Genomic DNA, 14,621 nt, shown 5'->3' on the forward strand with positions numbered 1-14,621 from the left:
AACTACAGACCGGTTGATCCACCGAATTCGTCGAGCGCCGTGAATTTGTGATTGTTGTTGATTTCTAACGTACTTCGATCCGTTCTCGTGTCTCCCATCTCCTTGCGCAGTATGTCCATGTTCTTCTCGAGGTCCTTCTCGAGCGCGCTGACTTTTGTCTCGAGGGCGCCGATTTTGCGGTTCAAGGCTTGGATGCTCGCCATGCATACGCCGTTCGCATCGACGGCCGAGATCCGACGGGTGTTGGATCCCAAGCCGAAAATCGCCGCAAAATCTTGCGCCATCGGACCCAGGTGACGGATCGACTTGTGGTCGAAACCGTAACTCCACGTGCTTATTCGAAGTGCTGTCAACCTGTCGAGCACATCCTGGGCGCTGGTCGGAACAACCGCGTCCGTATGCACGCCACGTCGTCGCGTTGCCCGTGAGAACACCCAGTGCGCGGGATGGCGCATCGCGGCGTTCACACGAGTGCTGACTCCAACGCCGAGGTATTCAGTGCGCTCGCCGTTTTCGGTGCGCTCGCCCTCGTCAGGCGGTGAGTTCACGTCGTGCGGTTTTGACGGTCTTGTCGCTCAGCAGAATTCCCGCTCCTGCGCCGAGCAGTCCGAGGCCGATTCCGACAGCGGCGCTGCCGAGGCCCAAAGCAATTCCCAACATGATTCCTCCAAAAATTGTGCGGTGAATTGAGGGGCCAGGTGTCCGACGAAAGTGCTGCCGACCTGCTCCACGCTCATCTTTCACATTGCTCCAGCGCGCGGTCTATGACAACCCGTCTGGACCGAATTTCTCGTGGAAAACACAGGCGTGCAACACTGGGTGAAGAACTGCTGAGTCATCGGCGTCTTGTCGGCGCCGTACGGGCGGCAGTATTTAAGTAGCCATCGACCGATCTCTAACGCAGGTTTATCTGCGCGCGGCAACGATGACCAGGCAAAAGGGTGGCATGTGAACGAATCGAACAGTGGCTTGTTTTCCGACCTCAGTGCGTCGGAGCCCGTTGTCGACGCAAAAAGCGCCGAGCAATTGGCGGCCGAGCGTGAAACTGCGGCAGCGGAACGCTCCAATACCGACACCGCTGAACAGCGGCAGTCACAGCTGTTCAGCGGTTAAGCGCGTCAGGACTCCTTGATTACCGACAGAACATTGCCGGCGGGGTCGGTGAACCACGCGATATCGGGGCCGTTGTCACGCATGATGCCTCGCGCATCCTGGGGGAATCCGTCGTATTTCAGAAACTCCACACCACGTGCGGTCAGTTGATCGACGGTTGTGTCGATGTCGTCGACGACGAAGTTGAGGATGGTGTACGTCGCCGCTTCGTGATTCGGTTTCGGATAAACCAGGATCTCGGTTCCGCCGGCAAGATGTAGGCGAATGAGTCCCATGTCTTCGTCGGTCACTTTCAACCCGAGTGTTTCGCCGTAGAACTTCTTTGCAGCGTCGATGTCTGTCACCGAAAATCCGCTGAATGCTTTTGTGCCTGCAAGCATGACTATCTCCGTTCCTAGCTGTTGCCGGACTAGGTGGTTTGGGAATCCGTCATTCCGGATTCCATCTCGGCCCTGGCTTCCTCGCCGAACTCGATGATCTGAACGTAGTTTCCGTCGGGGTCGATCGCAGTGGCGAACAAACTGTCCCCGCGGTCTTCGAGTGGGGCGAACCAGTTTCCGCCGAGTGCGTCGATGCGCTGTGCGATCGACCGGGCGTCGTCGGTCTCGACGTTGAGGAACATGCGGCCGGGCTGCGGGTTGGTCTCGCCGACGTCGTCGCGTCTGTCGAGCATCACGTAGAAACCGTTGAAGTCGAGGACGTCGTAGCCGGGTTCGCCCGGCGTACGGTCGACTTTCGGGGCGAACGCCTCGGCGTACCAGTCGCGCAAGCGTTCGGGGTTGGTGCTCGAGAGCAAAATGCTGCTGATGCTGGATCCGGACATGGGTCCTCCTGCTGTTGGTCGTTACTGCCGTCGGTGATCGAGGCGCTGGCCACATCACCTCGCAGATACAGACTTCCCGCAGTGGCGAAACTCATCGGCGAAACTCATCGAGGCTCAGGTGTGCTCCGAAACCATGATCGCCGTCGTGCCTGGTTCGAGTGCCCGAAAGATGTGTTCCTCGTCGCCGGGATAAGAGAGGTAGTCGCCCGGTCCGAGCTCGATCGGTTCTGCAGTCGGCCCGACCTCGGCCCGCCCCGTCCCGATCACCACGTGTTCGGTGGTGCCGCGGGCATGCGGAGTCGAAATGCGCGGCTCGCCCGGCTCAGCGACGATCCGGTACAGGTCGCGGCGTGCGTTCGGTGGGCTGGGCGCCAGGAGTGTCGCGATGTACGACGCGTTAGCCGACGCAATCGCGGGCCCTTCTCCGGCTCGGATCAACTGAACGGTCTGTGCCTGCGAGTCGACGAGTTGCGAGAAAGGTACACCCAATGCGTTGCCGAGTGCCCACAGCGTTTCGAGGCTCGGGTTTCCGAGGCCGGATTCGAGTTGGGAGAGTGTGGATTTGGCGATGTCGGCGCGCCGGGCGACCTCCGAGAGGCTCAAGCCCGCTCGGGTGCGCTCGCGTTTGAGCGCGACGGCCACCAGCTTCTGAGGGCTCTGATCCGTGCCAGTTTCATCACCACTGACAATTTCACCACTGACCATCGTTCGATTCTCCGATCGATTGTTCTTCTTGACGAACAGTGTCAATTCGTTCAACATAGAATACATGCGTTCTTTATGGCGAACAGTTGATCGCGACACCGTCCGGGTGAGTCTGTTGATCTGTCTCTCGGTGGCCATCGTCGGCGTGTCCTACGGTGTGACGGCAGGATCAGCTGGATTCTCGTTGTGGCAGCTCGTTGCATTGGCTGTGCTCGTTCTGGGTGCCTCCTCGGAGTTCTTGTTCATCGGAATCATCGCGGCCGGAGGCACTGCCGTCGCTGCCGTTGTAGCCGGCCTGCTGATCAACTCACGAAACTTTGCCTACGGATTGGCTGCGGGATCGTTTCTCGGCGGGGGTCGGCACAGAGACTCGGGCTGGTGCAGGGACTCGGGCTGGCGCAGGGACTCAGGCTGGCGCAAGTTGGTCGGCGCGCACCTGGTCAACGACGAAAGCGTCGCGGTCGCCATGGCGCAGGGCTCGGTGAAGCAGAAGCGTGCGGCTTTCTGGTTCTGTGGGATCGGGATCGCGGTGTCGTGGCCGATCGGAGCGCTCCTGGGCGGGCTGCTCGGCAGCGTCGTCCAAGATCCGGCCGCGTTGGGATTGGATGCCGCTTTTCCGGTTGTCATTCTGGCCCTTGTCTTGCCCGCGCTGAGGGAAAAGGTGACACTGCTTGCCGCTGTGATCGGTGCAGTGGTTGCGGTGGCAACGTCGCCGTTTCTGCCGTCGGGCATCGCGCCGCTCGTAGCTCTGCTGAGTATCGCGGTGACGATTCCGTTTCGGGAGAAGGTTCGATGAATACGGCATCGGTCTGGATCGGCATTGTCGTTTTCGCTTGCGGCTCTTACGCTTTGCGGGTCAGTGGCGTTCTGCTACGCGCTCGGGTGACACTCTCCGACTTCGCCGAGAAGACCCTCGATCGTGCTGTCGTGGTGCTACTGCTCGCAGTGGTTGCGACCTCGACGATCTTCACCGGGTATGAAGTTGCGGGGCCGGCGCGAGTGCTCGGCGTGGCGGCCGGAGGCATCTGCGCCTGGTTCAAGGCTCCGTTGGTGGTCGTGGTGGTTGTCGCGGCCGGCACTACTGCATTACTACGACTGTCAGGAGTGTCGTAGAGCTGATTCGGTGTGGGTCGAATTCAGGGTCGAATTCAAACGAGTGCGAATGCCGTCGATGAACAAGTCCAGGCCGAACTGGAAGCGCACTGTCGGATCGCCGTCGAGGAGGTCCTCGTCGGAGCCGCTGCCGATCACCTCGGGGGAGTCGGGGGAGATGGGAGCACGGGTGAGTGCCCCCATTTCTTCCATCTGCGCTCGGGACTGCTCGTCGACGGTATGGCCGAGTACGTAATACAGCAGGGCATACGCCGCGAGTTGGGCGTGCTCGCGTGAGAGGCCGGATTCTTGCCCGGCTTGTACGAAGTGCTCGCGCACCTTGCTGTTTGTCATCCGTGAGGCGAAGGTGGCGCTGACCAACTCGGCGCCGTCGCGGTGTGCCAGCAGGGCAGACCGAAGTCTGTGTGCCAGTTCGGAATACGCCTCTTGCCAAGTCTCTGCGTCAACGGGGGCGTCAAGGTCTTCGAGGATCTTGTCGACGACCGCGCCGAGCAAGGTCTGTTTGTTCGGGAAGTGCCAGTAGAGAGCGCCGGGTTGGACGCCCAGCGAGGTTGCGAGCCTGCGCATCGTGAGGTCGGCAAGTCCGAACTCGTCGAGTATCGCCATGGCGCCGTCCAGCACGTCGCCGCGTCGCAACTGCACTTGTCGTTCCCCTCGTTTCGTCCCGCTGTGGACCGCTCGCGATCGAATGTCGATCGGACCCGCCTTTGACAGTATTCCACCACGTCTCTAACGTGAACACCGTTCAACTTGTACGGTGTTCAATTTTGCTGGTTCTGAAGGAGACGTCTGTGACCCCGCCCCCGATTAGCACGGCCCCTGCGACGGTCGACATCCTCGACCAGGCGCGTGAGCAAGTTCTCGAAAGAGGAGTTGGCCTGACCGAAAGCCAGGTGCTCGACGTACTCCGGCTCGACGACGACAGGCTCGAAGACCTGCTGGCTCTCGCCCACGATGTGCGTATGAAGTGGTGTGGACCGGAGGTCGAGGTCGAGGGCATCATCAGCCTCAAGACCGGCGGCTGCCCCGAGGACTGCCATTTCTGCTCGCAGTCCGGACTCTTCCAGTCGCCGGTTCGCGCGGCCTGGTTGGACATCCCGAGCCTGGTGGAAGCTGCCAAGCAGACTGCGAAGTCGGGCGCTACCGAGTTCTGCATCGTGGCCGCCGTCCGCGGACCCGACGCCCGGTTGCTCGCTCAGGTCGCTGCCGGCATCGAGGCGATCCGCAACGAGGTCGACATCCAGATCGCCTGCTCGCTCGGCATGCTGACCCAGGAACAGGTCGACCAACTGGCGGCCATGGGTGTGCACCGGTACAACCACAACTTGGAGACCTCGAAGTCCCATTTCCCGAACGTCGTCACCACGCACTCCTGGGAAGAGCGTTGGAACACGCTGCGGATGGTTCGCGAAGCAGGCATGGAAGTGTGCTGCGGCGGAATCCTCGGCATGGGCGAATCGCTGGAGCAGCGCGCAGAATTCGCGGCCAACCTGGCTGAACTGGAGCCGGACGAGGTCCCGCTCAACTTCCTCAACCCGCGTCCGGGTACACCGTTCGGTGATCTGGACGTGCTGCCCGCCAGCGAGGCGCTCAAATCCGTGGCGGCATTCCGTCTCGCGCTGCCTCGCACGATCCTGCGCTTCGCGGGTGGACGCGAGATCACTCTCGGCGACCTGGGTGCCAAGCAGGGCATCCTCGGCGGAATCAACGCCGTCATCGTCGGCAACTACCTGACGACCCTCGGGCGTCCCGCCGAGAAGGATCTGGATCTGTTGGTTGATTTGCAGATGCCGATCAAAGCACTGAACGACACTCTGTGAGCACTCCGGTGACCGAAGAGCGGTACAACCCGTTCACCGGGCGTCGGATCGTCGACGGTGTCGACGATCCGACGCCGACTGCGGCGTCGATGGGGCTAGAGCCTCCTCGCTTCTGCGAGCAGTGCGGGCGTCGCATGATCGTTCAGGTCAGCCCTGACGGATGGTGGGCGAAATGCTCCCGTCACGGTGTCGTCGACTCGATCGACGCCGCCCGCAGGTAGCGTCACTCTGTGTGATCTCTCTTCGGCAGACTCGTCTGCGCACCGCGATCGTGATCGCCGCAACCACTGCGGGCGTGAGCGTGCTCGTTGGTGTGCTGTGGGCGTTCTTGGCTCCGGCAGAGCACCTGTTGGTGGTGTCCGAGGGGCGCGGCGTCGCGTTGACGGGTGAGAGTCTTCATCAGTTCGACGCGAGTGCTGTATTCATCTGGCTGGCACTGATCGTCGGTGTGCTGTCGGCGGTGGCGGCTTGGCTGGCGCGCCTGAGTCGAGGCCCGTATGCCCTGGGTGGGTTGATTGTCGGCTCAGCGATGGGAGCCGGCCTGATGGCGCTGGTGGGTTCGGGCTTGACCAAACTGCGTTTCCCCACGGTCGACAATCCGGCGGTCGGGGAGATCATCGCGCGGGCGCCGAACATCGGAACCTTGCTCGTCCTTCTGTTTCAGCCGCTCACGGCGTGCGTCGTGACTTTGGTTCTCGCAGTGCTCAATCCGTACGACGACCTCGGTGTGGGGGACCATCCGGAATCTGGGGATCCGGAATCCGGGGATCCGGCCACCGAGACCGAACAGACCGAAGTAGAGACCCAGCCGAAGCTCCCGTAACTGTTACGTTGCTACGCCGGCGACGTCGACGAGCGCTTCGCTTCGGACTCCATTCGCACGTCACCCAACAGTCGGCCCGAAATCAGCGCGCCCAACCGGCGGGTTGCGAAGCGAGTACTGATCGAGGACACCCAGTTCGGCAGTCCTGATACGACGGTCGGCGGCGCGTTGCGTCGATCCAGTGTTCGGAAAGCGGTGTCCACCACCTGAGTTGCCGTCTGCATTCGCCCGACCGCTGCATCTTCGGAGCCGACTACGTCGAAGAACTCGGTGCGCGTCGGGCCGGGGCACACCGCCAACACGGTCAATCCGCTGCCGCGAGCTTCTGCCCAGAGCGCTTCGGTGAAGTTGAGTACAAAGGCCTTGGACGCGCCGTAGACCGCCATGCCCGGTGTCGGCTGGAACGACGCGGTGCTGGCGATGTTGACCAGTGCCCCGCGGCCGGTGAGAAGGTCGGGCAGGAATGTGTGCGTCAGCTCGACCAGTGTGGCGATGTTGAGCTGAATTTCGGACGTGACGCGCTCGAGGTCTTCGTCCACGAATGCTCCGTGTGTTCCGAATCCGGCGTTGTTGATCAGGGACGTGACCGTGATGTCGCGACTGGCCAGTTCTTGGTGCAGGGTCGCGCCGACGCCTGGTGTGGCCAGGTCTGCGGGCAGAACGGTCACGGAGATGCCGTGGGCGTCGCGGAGTTCGGTGGCGAGTGCTTCGAGGCGGTCTGCCCGCCTGGCGACCAGAACGAGGTTTGCGCCGCGAGCGGCAAAGCGATGAGCGAATTCCACTCCGAGCCCAGCGCTCGCTCCGGTGATGAGGACGGTGGTTCCGGCTACGTCGATGGCCATTGTGGCTCCTTCGGTTCGGGTGATCCCAAATGTAGGCACTGACACCATAGTTGTCAATGACAACATTTTGATATGGTGCCACCATGCCCGCCCACGAACAGCCGTACCATCACGGCAGCCTGCGACAGGAACTCCTGGCGTCGGCGGAAGCAACACTCGAACGAGATGGCGTCGACAAGTTGTCGCTGAGGCAACTCGCGCGCGAGGCGGGCGTGAGCCACGCGGCTCCGGGCAAGCACTTTCGTGACCGTCAGGCTTTGCTCGACGCCTTGGCCGAAAGCGGATTCCATCGGATGACCGGTGCGCTCGAGCGAGCAGTCGCGGATGCTCCACCGACCGCGAGGGCCCGGTTCTCCTCGCTTGCCAATGCCTACGTGGATTTTGCGCTGGACCATCCCGGACTTTTGTCGTTGATGTACAGCAACAAGCATGCACCGGGCGCCGCCGAAACTGTCGTGAACGCGGGGCATGCGACGATGGACCTGACCGTCCGGCTCGTGTCGGAAGCTCAGTCCGCGGGTGACATTGCCGCCGGCGATCCGGAAAGTATTGCACTGGTTGCCTTTGCGACGTTCCATGGCGTCGCGACGCTTGCTGCAGGCGGAATGTTGGGCGACGTGCCGGTCGGCGATGTGGTGAACGCAGCTTCGACGGTCTTCTGGGCGGGGCTTTCTCGATCTGTCTGATATGGGGCGCGCGCAATCCCCAGAGTTCTCACAGAACCAGCACAAGGGAAGCACAAGATTGCGGACTTACATAGGAGTCAAGAAGTTTGATTCCGACTGGAGGTTCCGCAATGAGCGTTTCAGAGATCGCCCTCAACAGGGGAGTTGTACTTGTCACGGACATCGGATTCGAGCACGGTGCGCGCACTGCCGCCGAGTTTCTCGACGCTGGTTGGAGCGTGGCAGTCACGGCGCGGACGGTCACCGAATTGGTGCGCATCATGGCGGGAAAACCCGCCCATCGCTTCTTTGCGATTGTCGCCGATCCGACGGATCGTGGGCAGGCCGATCGGATTCTCGATCGGGTGACGGCACGGTTCGGCGCAATCAACCGGGTCATCGATCCGGCCGGCGCCGTGACCTCGGTGTGGTTGCAGCGGGGAAGTTTCGAAGCTGTTGCCTGACAGTGTGATCGGTGTCAGCTCGGGGGGCGTAGTGCGGCGAATTCATCGGTGACCCGCAAGGTGGAGTCGGTGAAACGGTACAGGGCCGGTGGACGTCCACCCGACTTGCCGGACGGTGCGGTGTTACCGGTGGGAGTCAGAACGCCTCGACGCCCCAGTACGCGTTGCAAGTTGGTGGCGTCGACCTGGTAACCGAGTGCAGCGCAGTAGATTTCGCGAAGTGTCGACATCGCGAACTCTTCGGGGGCCAGCCCGAATGCGATATTGGTGTAGGAGAGTTTTGCAGCCAGTCGATTGCGCGCGTGCCGTACAACGGTTCCGTGGTCGAACGACATCTCCGGCAATTTCGAAACGGGGTGCCAGGCCGTGTCCGGTGGAAGTTGTGGGTCGGCGCTGAGGGGAACAAGTCCGAGGAAGGTCGACGCGATGCGGCGCGGGCCCGGCACTCGTTGTGGATCACTGAAGACGGAGAGTTGCTCGAGGTGGGCGACCTTTCGTAGGTCGACCTTCTCGGCGAGGAGTCGTCGAGCGGACGTCGTCAGGTCCTCGTCGTCGCGCAAAGTGCCCCCGGGTAGGGACCACGTGCCCTTCTGTGGGTTGAGTGCGCGCTGCCACAGCAGCACGGCCAACTCTTCACGCCCCTGTGGGCAGTGATCGCCGTCACCTGCATCGATGCGTGCAGGGAAGGTGCGAACTTGGAACACCGCTGCAAGCACTTCGTGGGTGGTGTTACTATTGGGCACGTTTTCGATCCTAAGTCGAAAACCTCGAATACGGAAATCCGGGCCAGCCCGTCCGGATTTGAACTGGGTGACGAGCCCGGGTTCACGGTGAAGGAGAACGCCATGACGACCACGACGTTATGGGAGGGATCGGCCTCGCAGATTCACGACGGCCCCGGCGGATACAACGGAGTCGAAGCGACCCCTGAGTGGGCCGCTGAGATCAAACGTCTGGCTCGCGAACGCGGCGCGACGATTCTTGCGCACAACTACCAGCTGCCTGCGATTCAAGACGTCGCCGATCACGTCGGAGATTCCCTGGCGCTCTCGCGAATCGCTGCCGAGGCACCCGAGGACACGATTGTCTTCTGTGGTGTGCACTTCATGGCCGAGACCGCGAAGATCCTGTCGCCGTCCAAGACCGTGCTGATCCCGGACGAGCGAGCCGGCTGCTCGCTGGCCGACTCGATCAATGCCGAGCAGCTTCGTGAGTGGAAGGCCGACAACCCGAACGCGCTGGTGGTGTCGTACGTGAACACCACGGCAGAGGTGAAGGGTCTCACCGACATTTGCTGCACCTCGTCCAATGCCGTCGACGTGGTCAACTCGATCGATGCCGACCGCGAGGTGCTGTTCCTGCCCGACCAGTTCCTGGGAGCTCACGTCAAGCGCGTGACAGGCCGTACCAACATGCAGATCTGGGCGGGCGAGTGCCATGTGCACGCCGGCATCAACGGTGACGAGCTGACGGCCAAGTCCAAGTCGCACCCCGACGCCGAGCTGTTCGTGCACCCTGAATGTGGTTGCGCTACTTCGGCTCTGTACCTCGCCGGTGAAGGCGCGGTCCCCGCGGACAAGGTCAAGATCCTCTCCACCGGCGGAATGCTCGACGCTGCCCGCGTCACCAAGAGCAAGCAGGTTCTCGTCGCGACCGAGATCGGGATGCTGCACCAGTTGCGTAAGGCGGCGCCCGACGTCGATTTCCAGGCCGTCAACGATCGCGCGTCGTGCCCGTACATGAAGATGATCACGCCTGCCGCGTTGCTTCGCTGCCTTCTCGAGGGCAAGGACGAGGTCCACGTCGATCTCGAGATGGCCAAGCGTGCGCAGAAATCGGTGCAGCGCATGATCGAGATCGGTAATCCGGGCGGCGGCGAGTGACCAGCCCTGCCGGGCGTTTCGCCTGGGAGGCCCATGCCGACCTGGTCGTCGTGGGAGGCGGTGTTGCCGGCCTCACCGCAGCGCGCACGGCTTCTCTGCGGGGACTGAAAGTACTCACTGTCAGCAAGGGTGGTCCGACGGACACCTCGACTCAGTACGCGCAGGGTGGCATCGCGGTCGTCGACGATCTGAATACGGATTCCGTCGAATCGCACGTTGCGGATACGTGTGAGGCCGGCGTCGGTTTGTGCGACGAGGAAGCCGTCTATTCCATCGTCGAAGCTGGTCACGATGCTGTGGCAGCGCTGGCCGCGTTGGGAGCGGTCTTCGATCGCGGGCGAGACGGCCAGGTGTCGCGTACCCGCGAGGGTGGGCACAGCACGCGTCGGATCATCCACGCCGGCGGCGACGCCACGGGCGCGGAAGTGCAGCGGGCTCTCAATGCTGCCGGCCTGCCCGTCCTGTTCGGCGCAGCGGCAGTTCAGGTGGTGACCAACCGCCGTGGGGTGTGTGGACTCATCGTCTCTTCTCCGGAAGGCCTCGGGGTGATCCATGCACCAGCGGTTCTGCTCGCTACCGGTGGACTCGGTCAGCTGTATGCCTGCAGTACAAATCCACCTGGCGCAACTGCCGACGGAATCGCGTTGGCACTCGAAGCTGGTGCGGCGATTGCGGACCTGGAGTTCGTTCAGTTCCATCCGACGGTGCTCTTCACTCCGGGTGGGGTAGGCCGCCGACCCCTGATCAGTGAGGCGGTCCGCGGCGAGGGCGCGATTCTTGTCGACACCAACGGTGATTCGGTTACCGCAGGTGTTCATCCGCTGGGTGATCTCGCCCCGCGTGATGTGGTCTCGCGGGCAATCGCAGCACGCCTACGAGATCTCGGCACCGATCACGTCTATCTCGACGCACGAAGGCTCGACGGTTTCGATTCGAGATTCCCGACCATCACCGCGTCCTGCCTCGAAGCCGGCATCGATCCACGCACCCAACTCGTTCCGGTCGCTCCGGCCGCGCACTATTCGTGCGGGGGAGTCGCCACCGACGTCCAGGGACGAACGGGAGTGCCTGGACTCTACGCAGCGGGCGAAGTGGCTCGCACGGGATTGCACGGCGCGAATCGTCTTGCGTCCAACAGCCTTCTCGAGGGTTTGGTGGTCGGGGAGCGTGCAGGAATCGCAGCTGCCGAGCGTCGCGATGTCCATGCCGAAGTGGTCAACGTGGTGCGCAAGCCGATGCCGATCCTCCCGCGAGAGACCGTGCAGTCCGTCATGACGGCACACGCGTCGGTGGTTCGCGACGGAGGCGGTCTCCAGACTGCGCGTGCCGCGCTTGCGGACGCTGAACAGACAGTGGCGGTGGCCGCCGCGGACCTCGAAGACGCGGCGCTCACACTGACCGCGACTGCATTGGTCGACGTGGCCGTGGCGCGAACCGAGAGCCGTGGCTGCCATACCCGCACCGACTATCCTGAAACAGATCCGAATCAGCGTCGCAGCACTCGGATCAAGATGGGCGCCGATGGAGCGCTCGAAATACCCGACATGTTGTTGACAGGAGTTCATTGATGACCGAGCAGAAGATCCTGCCCGCGCCGCTCGACCGTGACGAGCTGCTCACATTGGTCAGGCTCGCTCTGGACGAGGATCTGCGCTACGGCCCCGATATCACCTCTACCGCAACGGTTCCCGCTGATGCGGTTGCGAAGGCCTCGGTCGTGTCACGGTCATCGGGTACCGTCGCCGGCATCGACGTCGGACTGCTTGTTCTCGACGAGGTGATCGGCTCGGGTAACTACGAGGTCGTCGATCGGGTCTCCGACGGAACTCGGGTTGCGCCAGGTCAATCGGTGCTCACCGTTGTCGCGCCCACCCGCGGACTTCTCACGGCAGAGCGGACGATGCTCAACCTCGTCTGCCATCTCTCGGGAATCGCCACGGCGACATCACAGTGGGTCGACGCCGTCGCCGGCACTCATGCCAAAGTGCGCGACAGCCGAAAGACTCTGCCCGGACTGCGATCTCTGCAGAAATATGCAGTTCACGTGGGCGGCGGAGTAAACCACCGCATGGGGTTGGGTGACGCGGCGTTGATCAAGGACAACCACGTTGCCGCTGCCGGTTCGGTGGTTGCTGCACTTCGTGCGGTCCGCGAACTCGCGCCGGACATCGAGTGTGAAGTAGAGGTCGACAATCTCACGCAGCTCGATCAGGTGCTGGCGGAAAAGGTCGAACTAGTTCTGCTGGACAACTTCCCGCTCTGGCAGACGCAGATTGCGGTCCAACGCCGCGACGCTGTTGCTCCCGAAACCAAGCTCGAGTCCTCGGGCGGTCTCACCATCGACGTTGCCGCAGAGTACGCCCGAACCGGCGTCGACTACCTGGCCGTCGGCGCACTGACACACTCGGTGACGGTGCTCGACCTCGGACTCGACATGTAAGTGTCGCTAGTGCTCGGCGTCCAGCAGTGGCGGGACTGCCGAGCGAAGGGCGCTTGTCACGGTCGTGACTGCCGGGTGTGCGTCGGAGCCGGCTCGGTGGGCGATCTTGGTCCGTCGCCGAATAGGCATCGGTGTGAGCTGTACTCCTGGTGGTGGATAACTTGCTCCGAGTTCCGGGACCAGTGAAACTCCCTGTCCCGCAGCAACGAGAGCGAGAACAGTGGCGAACTCGTCGATGTGATGACGCACTTTCGGTGTGAACCCGGCAGCTTGGCACGCGCGAATGGTCATTGCGTGGCAAGCGGTTCCGGGGATCGCGGTAATCCAGGGACGTTCTACGCAGTCGGTCAGCGATGCGACAGCGTTGTGGAGATCTGACTCGGTGTCCCTCGAGGCCAGGTACACGGATTCGCTGCACAGTGGCAATGTCGTCAGGCCCGGTTCGGTGGGACGAGGGACGAAATCGTAGTCGTGAATCAAAGCCAAGTCCAAATTCCCGGCTCGTAACGCGTCAGCGACGTCGGCGGGGTCGATTTCCGACACCATCGGTTCCAATCCCGGGTGCTCGTGCGACAGTGCGATCAATGCCTGAGGGAGGATCGCACGTGCGGCGGTCGGGAACGTTCCGATTCGTAGCGGCCCGGCGAGGCCACGACGAGCGTCGACCAATTCACCCGATGCCTGTTCCAGGCGTTGCAGGATGACTTCGGCGTGACGTGCGAGGTTCTCGCCTGCCGGCGTGAGGCGTACACGACGCCCCGTGCGTTCCAACAGAGGAACGCCGGCTTCACGTTCGAGAACGGCCAACTGCTGCGACACCGCGGAGGGACTGAATGACAACGCCTCGGCGACGGCGACGATGGTGCCGCGCAGCGCCAGCTCACGCAAAAGCCTTAGTCGACGAACGTCTAGCATCAGTTCAGCTTACGCTCGAAGATGGAAACGCGAACTAGACCTACAAGGTTTGTTGGGTGAGGCTGAGTTCTATGACTACTGCTCGAACTGACCTCGCCGGAATCCATGTCCCTCTGATCACTCCGTTCGAGAGCGACGGTCGTATCGCAACCGACGCACTCGAACGGCTTGCGCACCAGGTTCTCGCCGATGGTGCGGTCGGACTCGTTGCGCTGGGGACGACAGCGGAGACCGCAACGCTGACCGAGCAGGAGAGAGTGACCGTTCTGGACATCTGCGCGAGCGTGTGCCGTGCACGGGGCGCGACGTTGATCGTCGGCGCGGGCGGCAACGACACGGCAGGCAGTGCGCGGGCGCTCGACAGGCTGAGTCGGTGGCCGGGGGTCTCGGCGGCCTTGGTGCCGGTTCCCTCATTCACGAGGCCCTCGAAAGCCGGTGTGGTGGCACATTTTACATATCTGCAGGAATCGAGCCCGGTACCGCTGATCGTCTATCACGTGCCGTATCGAACTGCGTGTGATTTGGACAGTCGCACCCTGCGAGAGCTGGGAGCGTTGCCCGGGGTTGTTGCTGTGAAGTACGCCGCGGGCAGTATCGACGCAGCTGCCGTCGAACTCTTCGCGGATCTTCCGGACGACTTCGCCGTACTGGCGGGGGATGATCTGTATCTCACGCCGCTTCTGGCCTTGGGTGCCTCCGGGGGTATTTTGGCGTCGGCTCATGTGTCGACTGGTGACTTCGTCGGCTTGGTAAAGGGTTGGGACAGTGGCGATGTGGACAATGTCCGCGACCTTGGGCGACGGTTGTCGAAGCTGTCCGGGGCTCTGTTTTCCGAACCGAACCCGACTGTGATCAAGGGTGTGTTGCATGCGTTGGGGCAGATCCCGACGCCCCACGTGCGATTGCCGTTGCTGCCGGCGAGTGATGAATCGGTGGATCGAGCGCTGGAGATCTATCGCTCTTGACTCGAACGCATGTTCGAGTATGCTTTGGGGAGGGGATCGGGGGATTCAAT

21 protein-coding genes are annotated in these 14,621 nt (G+C 62.4%); 12 read left to right on the top strand and 9 right to left on the bottom strand.

The features are described 5' to 3' along the window. Nucleotides 1-2 precede the first annotated feature (2 nt). Both QM716_RS12620 and QM716_RS12625 read right to left on the bottom strand, forming a co-directional pair. Nucleotides 3-548 (bottom strand): tail fiber domain-containing protein, encoded by a 546-nt coding sequence (locus QM716_RS12620; RefSeq protein ID WP_283304441.1) that lies wholly within the window; start codon nucleotides 546-548, stop codon nucleotides 3-5. Beyond that, nucleotides 532-660 (bottom strand): hypothetical protein, encoded by a 129-nt coding sequence (locus tag QM716_RS12625; RefSeq protein WP_003941742.1) that lies wholly within the window; start codon nucleotides 658-660, stop codon nucleotides 532-534. Before QM716_RS12625 ends, QM716_RS12620 begins: the two co-directional genes overlap by 17 nt. Nucleotides 661-948: 288 nt before the next feature. Here QM716_RS12625 and QM716_RS12630 point away from each other — a divergent pair, with 288 nt between their 5' ends. Beyond that, nucleotides 949-1,113 carry a hypothetical protein gene (locus QM716_RS12630; RefSeq protein WP_214888215.1) on the top strand — a complete coding sequence of 55 codons (165 nt, stop codon included), beginning with the start codon at nucleotides 949-951 and terminating at the stop codon, nucleotides 1,111-1,113. 5 nt (nucleotides 1,114-1,118) lie between these two features. Here the strand turns inward: QM716_RS12630 and QM716_RS12635 are convergent, their stop codons facing one another. From QM716_RS12635 to QM716_RS12645, 3 genes are all read right to left on the bottom strand, one after another. Then, nucleotides 1,119-1,493 (bottom strand): VOC family protein, encoded by a 375-nt coding sequence (locus QM716_RS12635; protein WP_283304442.1) that lies wholly within the window; start codon nucleotides 1,491-1,493, stop codon nucleotides 1,119-1,121. A gap of 29 nt (nucleotides 1,494-1,522) precedes the next feature. Further along, nucleotides 1,523-1,936: a VOC family protein gene (locus QM716_RS12640; RefSeq protein ID WP_283304443.1), complete on the bottom strand. Its 414-nt coding sequence runs from the start codon at nucleotides 1,934-1,936 to the stop codon at nucleotides 1,523-1,525. A gap of 114 nt (nucleotides 1,937-2,050) precedes the next feature. Then, a complete protein-coding gene (locus QM716_RS12645) occupies nucleotides 2,051-2,641 on the bottom strand; it encodes a helix-turn-helix domain-containing protein (protein WP_283304477.1) in 591 nt (196 codons plus the stop codon). 64 nt (nucleotides 2,642-2,705) lie between these two features. Between QM716_RS12645 and QM716_RS12650 the strand changes: the two genes are divergently transcribed. Both QM716_RS12650 and QM716_RS12655 read left to right on the top strand, forming a co-directional pair. Further along, complete coding sequence (locus QM716_RS12650) at nucleotides 2,706-3,437, top strand: AzlC family ABC transporter permease (RefSeq protein ID WP_283304444.1); 732 nt, start codon at nucleotides 2,706-2,708, stop codon at nucleotides 3,435-3,437. After that, on the top strand, nucleotides 3,434-3,754 hold the full coding sequence (locus QM716_RS12655; protein ID WP_283304445.1) for an AzlD domain-containing protein: 321 nt from the start codon (nucleotides 3,434-3,436) through the stop codon (nucleotides 3,752-3,754). The genes QM716_RS12650 and QM716_RS12655 overlap by 4 nt, the downstream gene beginning before the upstream one ends. Here the strand turns inward: QM716_RS12655 and QM716_RS12660 are convergent. After that, nucleotides 3,740-4,396, bottom strand: coding sequence for a TetR/AcrR family transcriptional regulator C-terminal domain-containing protein (locus QM716_RS12660; protein WP_283304446.1), 657 nt, complete (start codon nucleotides 4,394-4,396; stop codon nucleotides 3,740-3,742). The two genes, QM716_RS12655 and QM716_RS12660, sit on opposite strands and share 15 nt — an antisense overlap. Nucleotides 4,397-4,560: 164 nt before the next feature. Here QM716_RS12660 and bioB point away from each other — a divergent pair, with 164 nt between their 5' ends. From bioB to QM716_RS12675, 3 genes are read left to right on the top strand one after another with little or no spacing between them, the layout of a single operon-like run. Beyond that, nucleotides 4,561-5,574, top strand: coding sequence for a biotin synthase BioB (bioB, locus tag QM716_RS12665; RefSeq protein ID WP_024487821.1), 1,014 nt, complete (start codon nucleotides 4,561-4,563; stop codon nucleotides 5,572-5,574). Then, a complete protein-coding gene (gene bsaP, locus QM716_RS12670; protein ID WP_019748812.1) occupies nucleotides 5,571-5,795 on the top strand; it encodes a biotin synthase auxiliary protein BsaP in 225 nt (74 codons plus the stop codon). The genes bioB and bsaP overlap by 4 nt, the downstream gene beginning before the upstream one ends. A gap of 11 nt (nucleotides 5,796-5,806) precedes the next feature. Continuing rightward, complete coding sequence (locus QM716_RS12675) at nucleotides 5,807-6,397, top strand: DUF2567 domain-containing protein (protein WP_283304447.1); 591 nt, start codon at nucleotides 5,807-5,809, stop codon at nucleotides 6,395-6,397. Nucleotides 6,398-6,408: 11 nt separating this feature from the next. Here QM716_RS12675 and QM716_RS12680 read toward each other — a convergent pair whose 3' ends face one another. Continuing rightward, a complete protein-coding gene (locus QM716_RS12680; RefSeq protein ID WP_283304448.1) occupies nucleotides 6,409-7,239 on the bottom strand; it encodes an SDR family NAD(P)-dependent oxidoreductase in 831 nt (276 codons plus the stop codon). An 83-nt stretch (nucleotides 7,240-7,322) separates the two neighbouring features. Here QM716_RS12680 and QM716_RS12685 point away from each other — a divergent pair, with 83 nt between their 5' ends. Both QM716_RS12685 and QM716_RS12690 read left to right on the top strand, forming a co-directional pair. Next, nucleotides 7,323-7,925, top strand: coding sequence for a TetR/AcrR family transcriptional regulator (locus QM716_RS12685; protein WP_283304449.1), 603 nt, complete (start codon nucleotides 7,323-7,325; stop codon nucleotides 7,923-7,925). Between the two features lie 110 nt (nucleotides 7,926-8,035). After that, nucleotides 8,036-8,368 (top strand): SDR family NAD(P)-dependent oxidoreductase, encoded by a 333-nt coding sequence (locus QM716_RS12690; RefSeq protein WP_283304450.1) that lies wholly within the window; start codon nucleotides 8,036-8,038, stop codon nucleotides 8,366-8,368. A 14-nt stretch (nucleotides 8,369-8,382) separates the two neighbouring features. Here the strand turns inward: QM716_RS12690 and QM716_RS12695 are convergent, their stop codons facing one another. Beyond that, nucleotides 8,383-9,111 carry an NUDIX hydrolase gene (locus QM716_RS12695; protein WP_283304451.1) on the bottom strand — a complete coding sequence of 243 codons (729 nt, stop codon included), beginning with the start codon at nucleotides 9,109-9,111 and terminating at the stop codon, nucleotides 8,383-8,385. 102 nt (nucleotides 9,112-9,213) lie between these two features. Between QM716_RS12695 and nadA the strand changes: the two genes are divergently transcribed. The 3 genes from nadA to nadC are packed head-to-tail and all read left to right on the top strand — an operon-like array spanning nucleotide 9,214 to nucleotide 12,691. Further along, nucleotides 9,214-10,251 (top strand): quinolinate synthase NadA, encoded by a 1,038-nt coding sequence (gene nadA / locus QM716_RS12700; protein ID WP_283304452.1) that lies wholly within the window; start codon nucleotides 9,214-9,216, stop codon nucleotides 10,249-10,251. Continuing rightward, entirely contained in the window at nucleotides 10,248-11,819 is a 1,572-nt protein-coding gene (locus QM716_RS12705) for an L-aspartate oxidase (protein WP_283304453.1), read from the top strand. The genes nadA and QM716_RS12705 overlap by 4 nt, the downstream gene beginning before the upstream one ends. Next, a complete protein-coding gene (nadC, locus tag QM716_RS12710) occupies nucleotides 11,819-12,691 on the top strand; it encodes a carboxylating nicotinate-nucleotide diphosphorylase (protein WP_283304454.1) in 873 nt (290 codons plus the stop codon). The genes QM716_RS12705 and nadC overlap by 1 nt, the downstream gene beginning before the upstream one ends. Before the next feature lie 6 nt (nucleotides 12,692-12,697). On the opposite strand, the gene QM716_RS12715 is transcribed toward nadC, so the two are convergent. Further along, the gene (locus tag QM716_RS12715) at nucleotides 12,698-13,606 is read right to left on the bottom strand and encodes a LysR family transcriptional regulator (protein ID WP_283304455.1); all 909 of its coding nucleotides are present in this window, start codon (nucleotides 13,604-13,606) and stop codon (nucleotides 12,698-12,700) included. Nucleotides 13,607-13,677: 71 nt separating this feature from the next. On the opposite strand from QM716_RS12715, the gene QM716_RS12720 reads away from it, so the two are divergent. Beyond that, entirely contained in the window at nucleotides 13,678-14,571 is an 894-nt protein-coding gene (locus QM716_RS12720) for a dihydrodipicolinate synthase family protein (RefSeq protein WP_283304456.1), read from the top strand. The last annotated feature ends 50 nt before the right edge of the window (nucleotides 14,572-14,621 follow it).

This window comes from Rhodococcus sp. IEGM 1409, assembly GCF_030056735.1.
In the GTDB taxonomy this organism is placed as follows: domain Bacteria; phylum Actinomycetota; class Actinomycetes; order Mycobacteriales; family Mycobacteriaceae; genus Rhodococcus_F.

Bases quoted from the DNA above. Each gene is read 5' to 3' on its own strand.
- QM716_RS12645 (WP_283304477.1), bottom strand. From the start codon at position 2,641: ATGGTCAGTGGTGAAATTGTCAGTGGTGATGAAACTGGCACGGATCAG.
- QM716_RS12690 (WP_283304450.1), top strand. From the start codon at position 8,036: ATGAGCGTTTCAGAGATCGCCCTCAACAGGGGAGTTGTACTTGTCACG.
- nadC (WP_283304454.1), top strand. From the start codon at position 11,819: ATGACCGAGCAGAAGATCCTGCCCGCGCCGCTCGACCGTGACGAGCTG.
- nadA (WP_283304452.1), top strand. From the start codon at position 9,214: ATGACGACCACGACGTTATGGGAGGGATCGGCCTCGCAGATTCACGAC.
- QM716_RS12685 (WP_283304449.1), top strand. From the start codon at position 7,323: ATGCCCGCCCACGAACAGCCGTACCATCACGGCAGCCTGCGACAGGAA.
- QM716_RS12640 (WP_283304443.1), bottom strand. From the start codon at position 1,936: ATGTCCGGATCCAGCATCAGCAGCATTTTGCTCTCGAGCACCAACCCC.
- QM716_RS12635 (WP_283304442.1), bottom strand. From the start codon at position 1,493: ATGCTTGCAGGCACAAAAGCATTCAGCGGATTTTCGGTGACAGACATC.
- QM716_RS12625 (WP_003941742.1), bottom strand. From the start codon at position 660: ATGTTGGGAATTGCTTTGGGCCTCGGCAGCGCCGCTGTCGGAATCGGC.
- QM716_RS12715 (WP_283304455.1), bottom strand. From the start codon at position 13,606: ATGCTAGACGTTCGTCGACTAAGGCTTTTGCGTGAGCTGGCGCTGCGC.
- QM716_RS12680 (WP_283304448.1), bottom strand. From the start codon at position 7,239: ATGGCCATCGACGTAGCCGGAACCACCGTCCTCATCACCGGAGCGAGC.
- QM716_RS12655 (WP_283304445.1), top strand. From the start codon at position 3,434: ATGAATACGGCATCGGTCTGGATCGGCATTGTCGTTTTCGCTTGCGGC.
- QM716_RS12650 (WP_283304444.1), top strand. From the start codon at position 2,706: ATGCGTTCTTTATGGCGAACAGTTGATCGCGACACCGTCCGGGTGAGT.
- QM716_RS12720 (WP_283304456.1), top strand. From the start codon at position 13,678: ATGACTACTGCTCGAACTGACCTCGCCGGAATCCATGTCCCTCTGATC.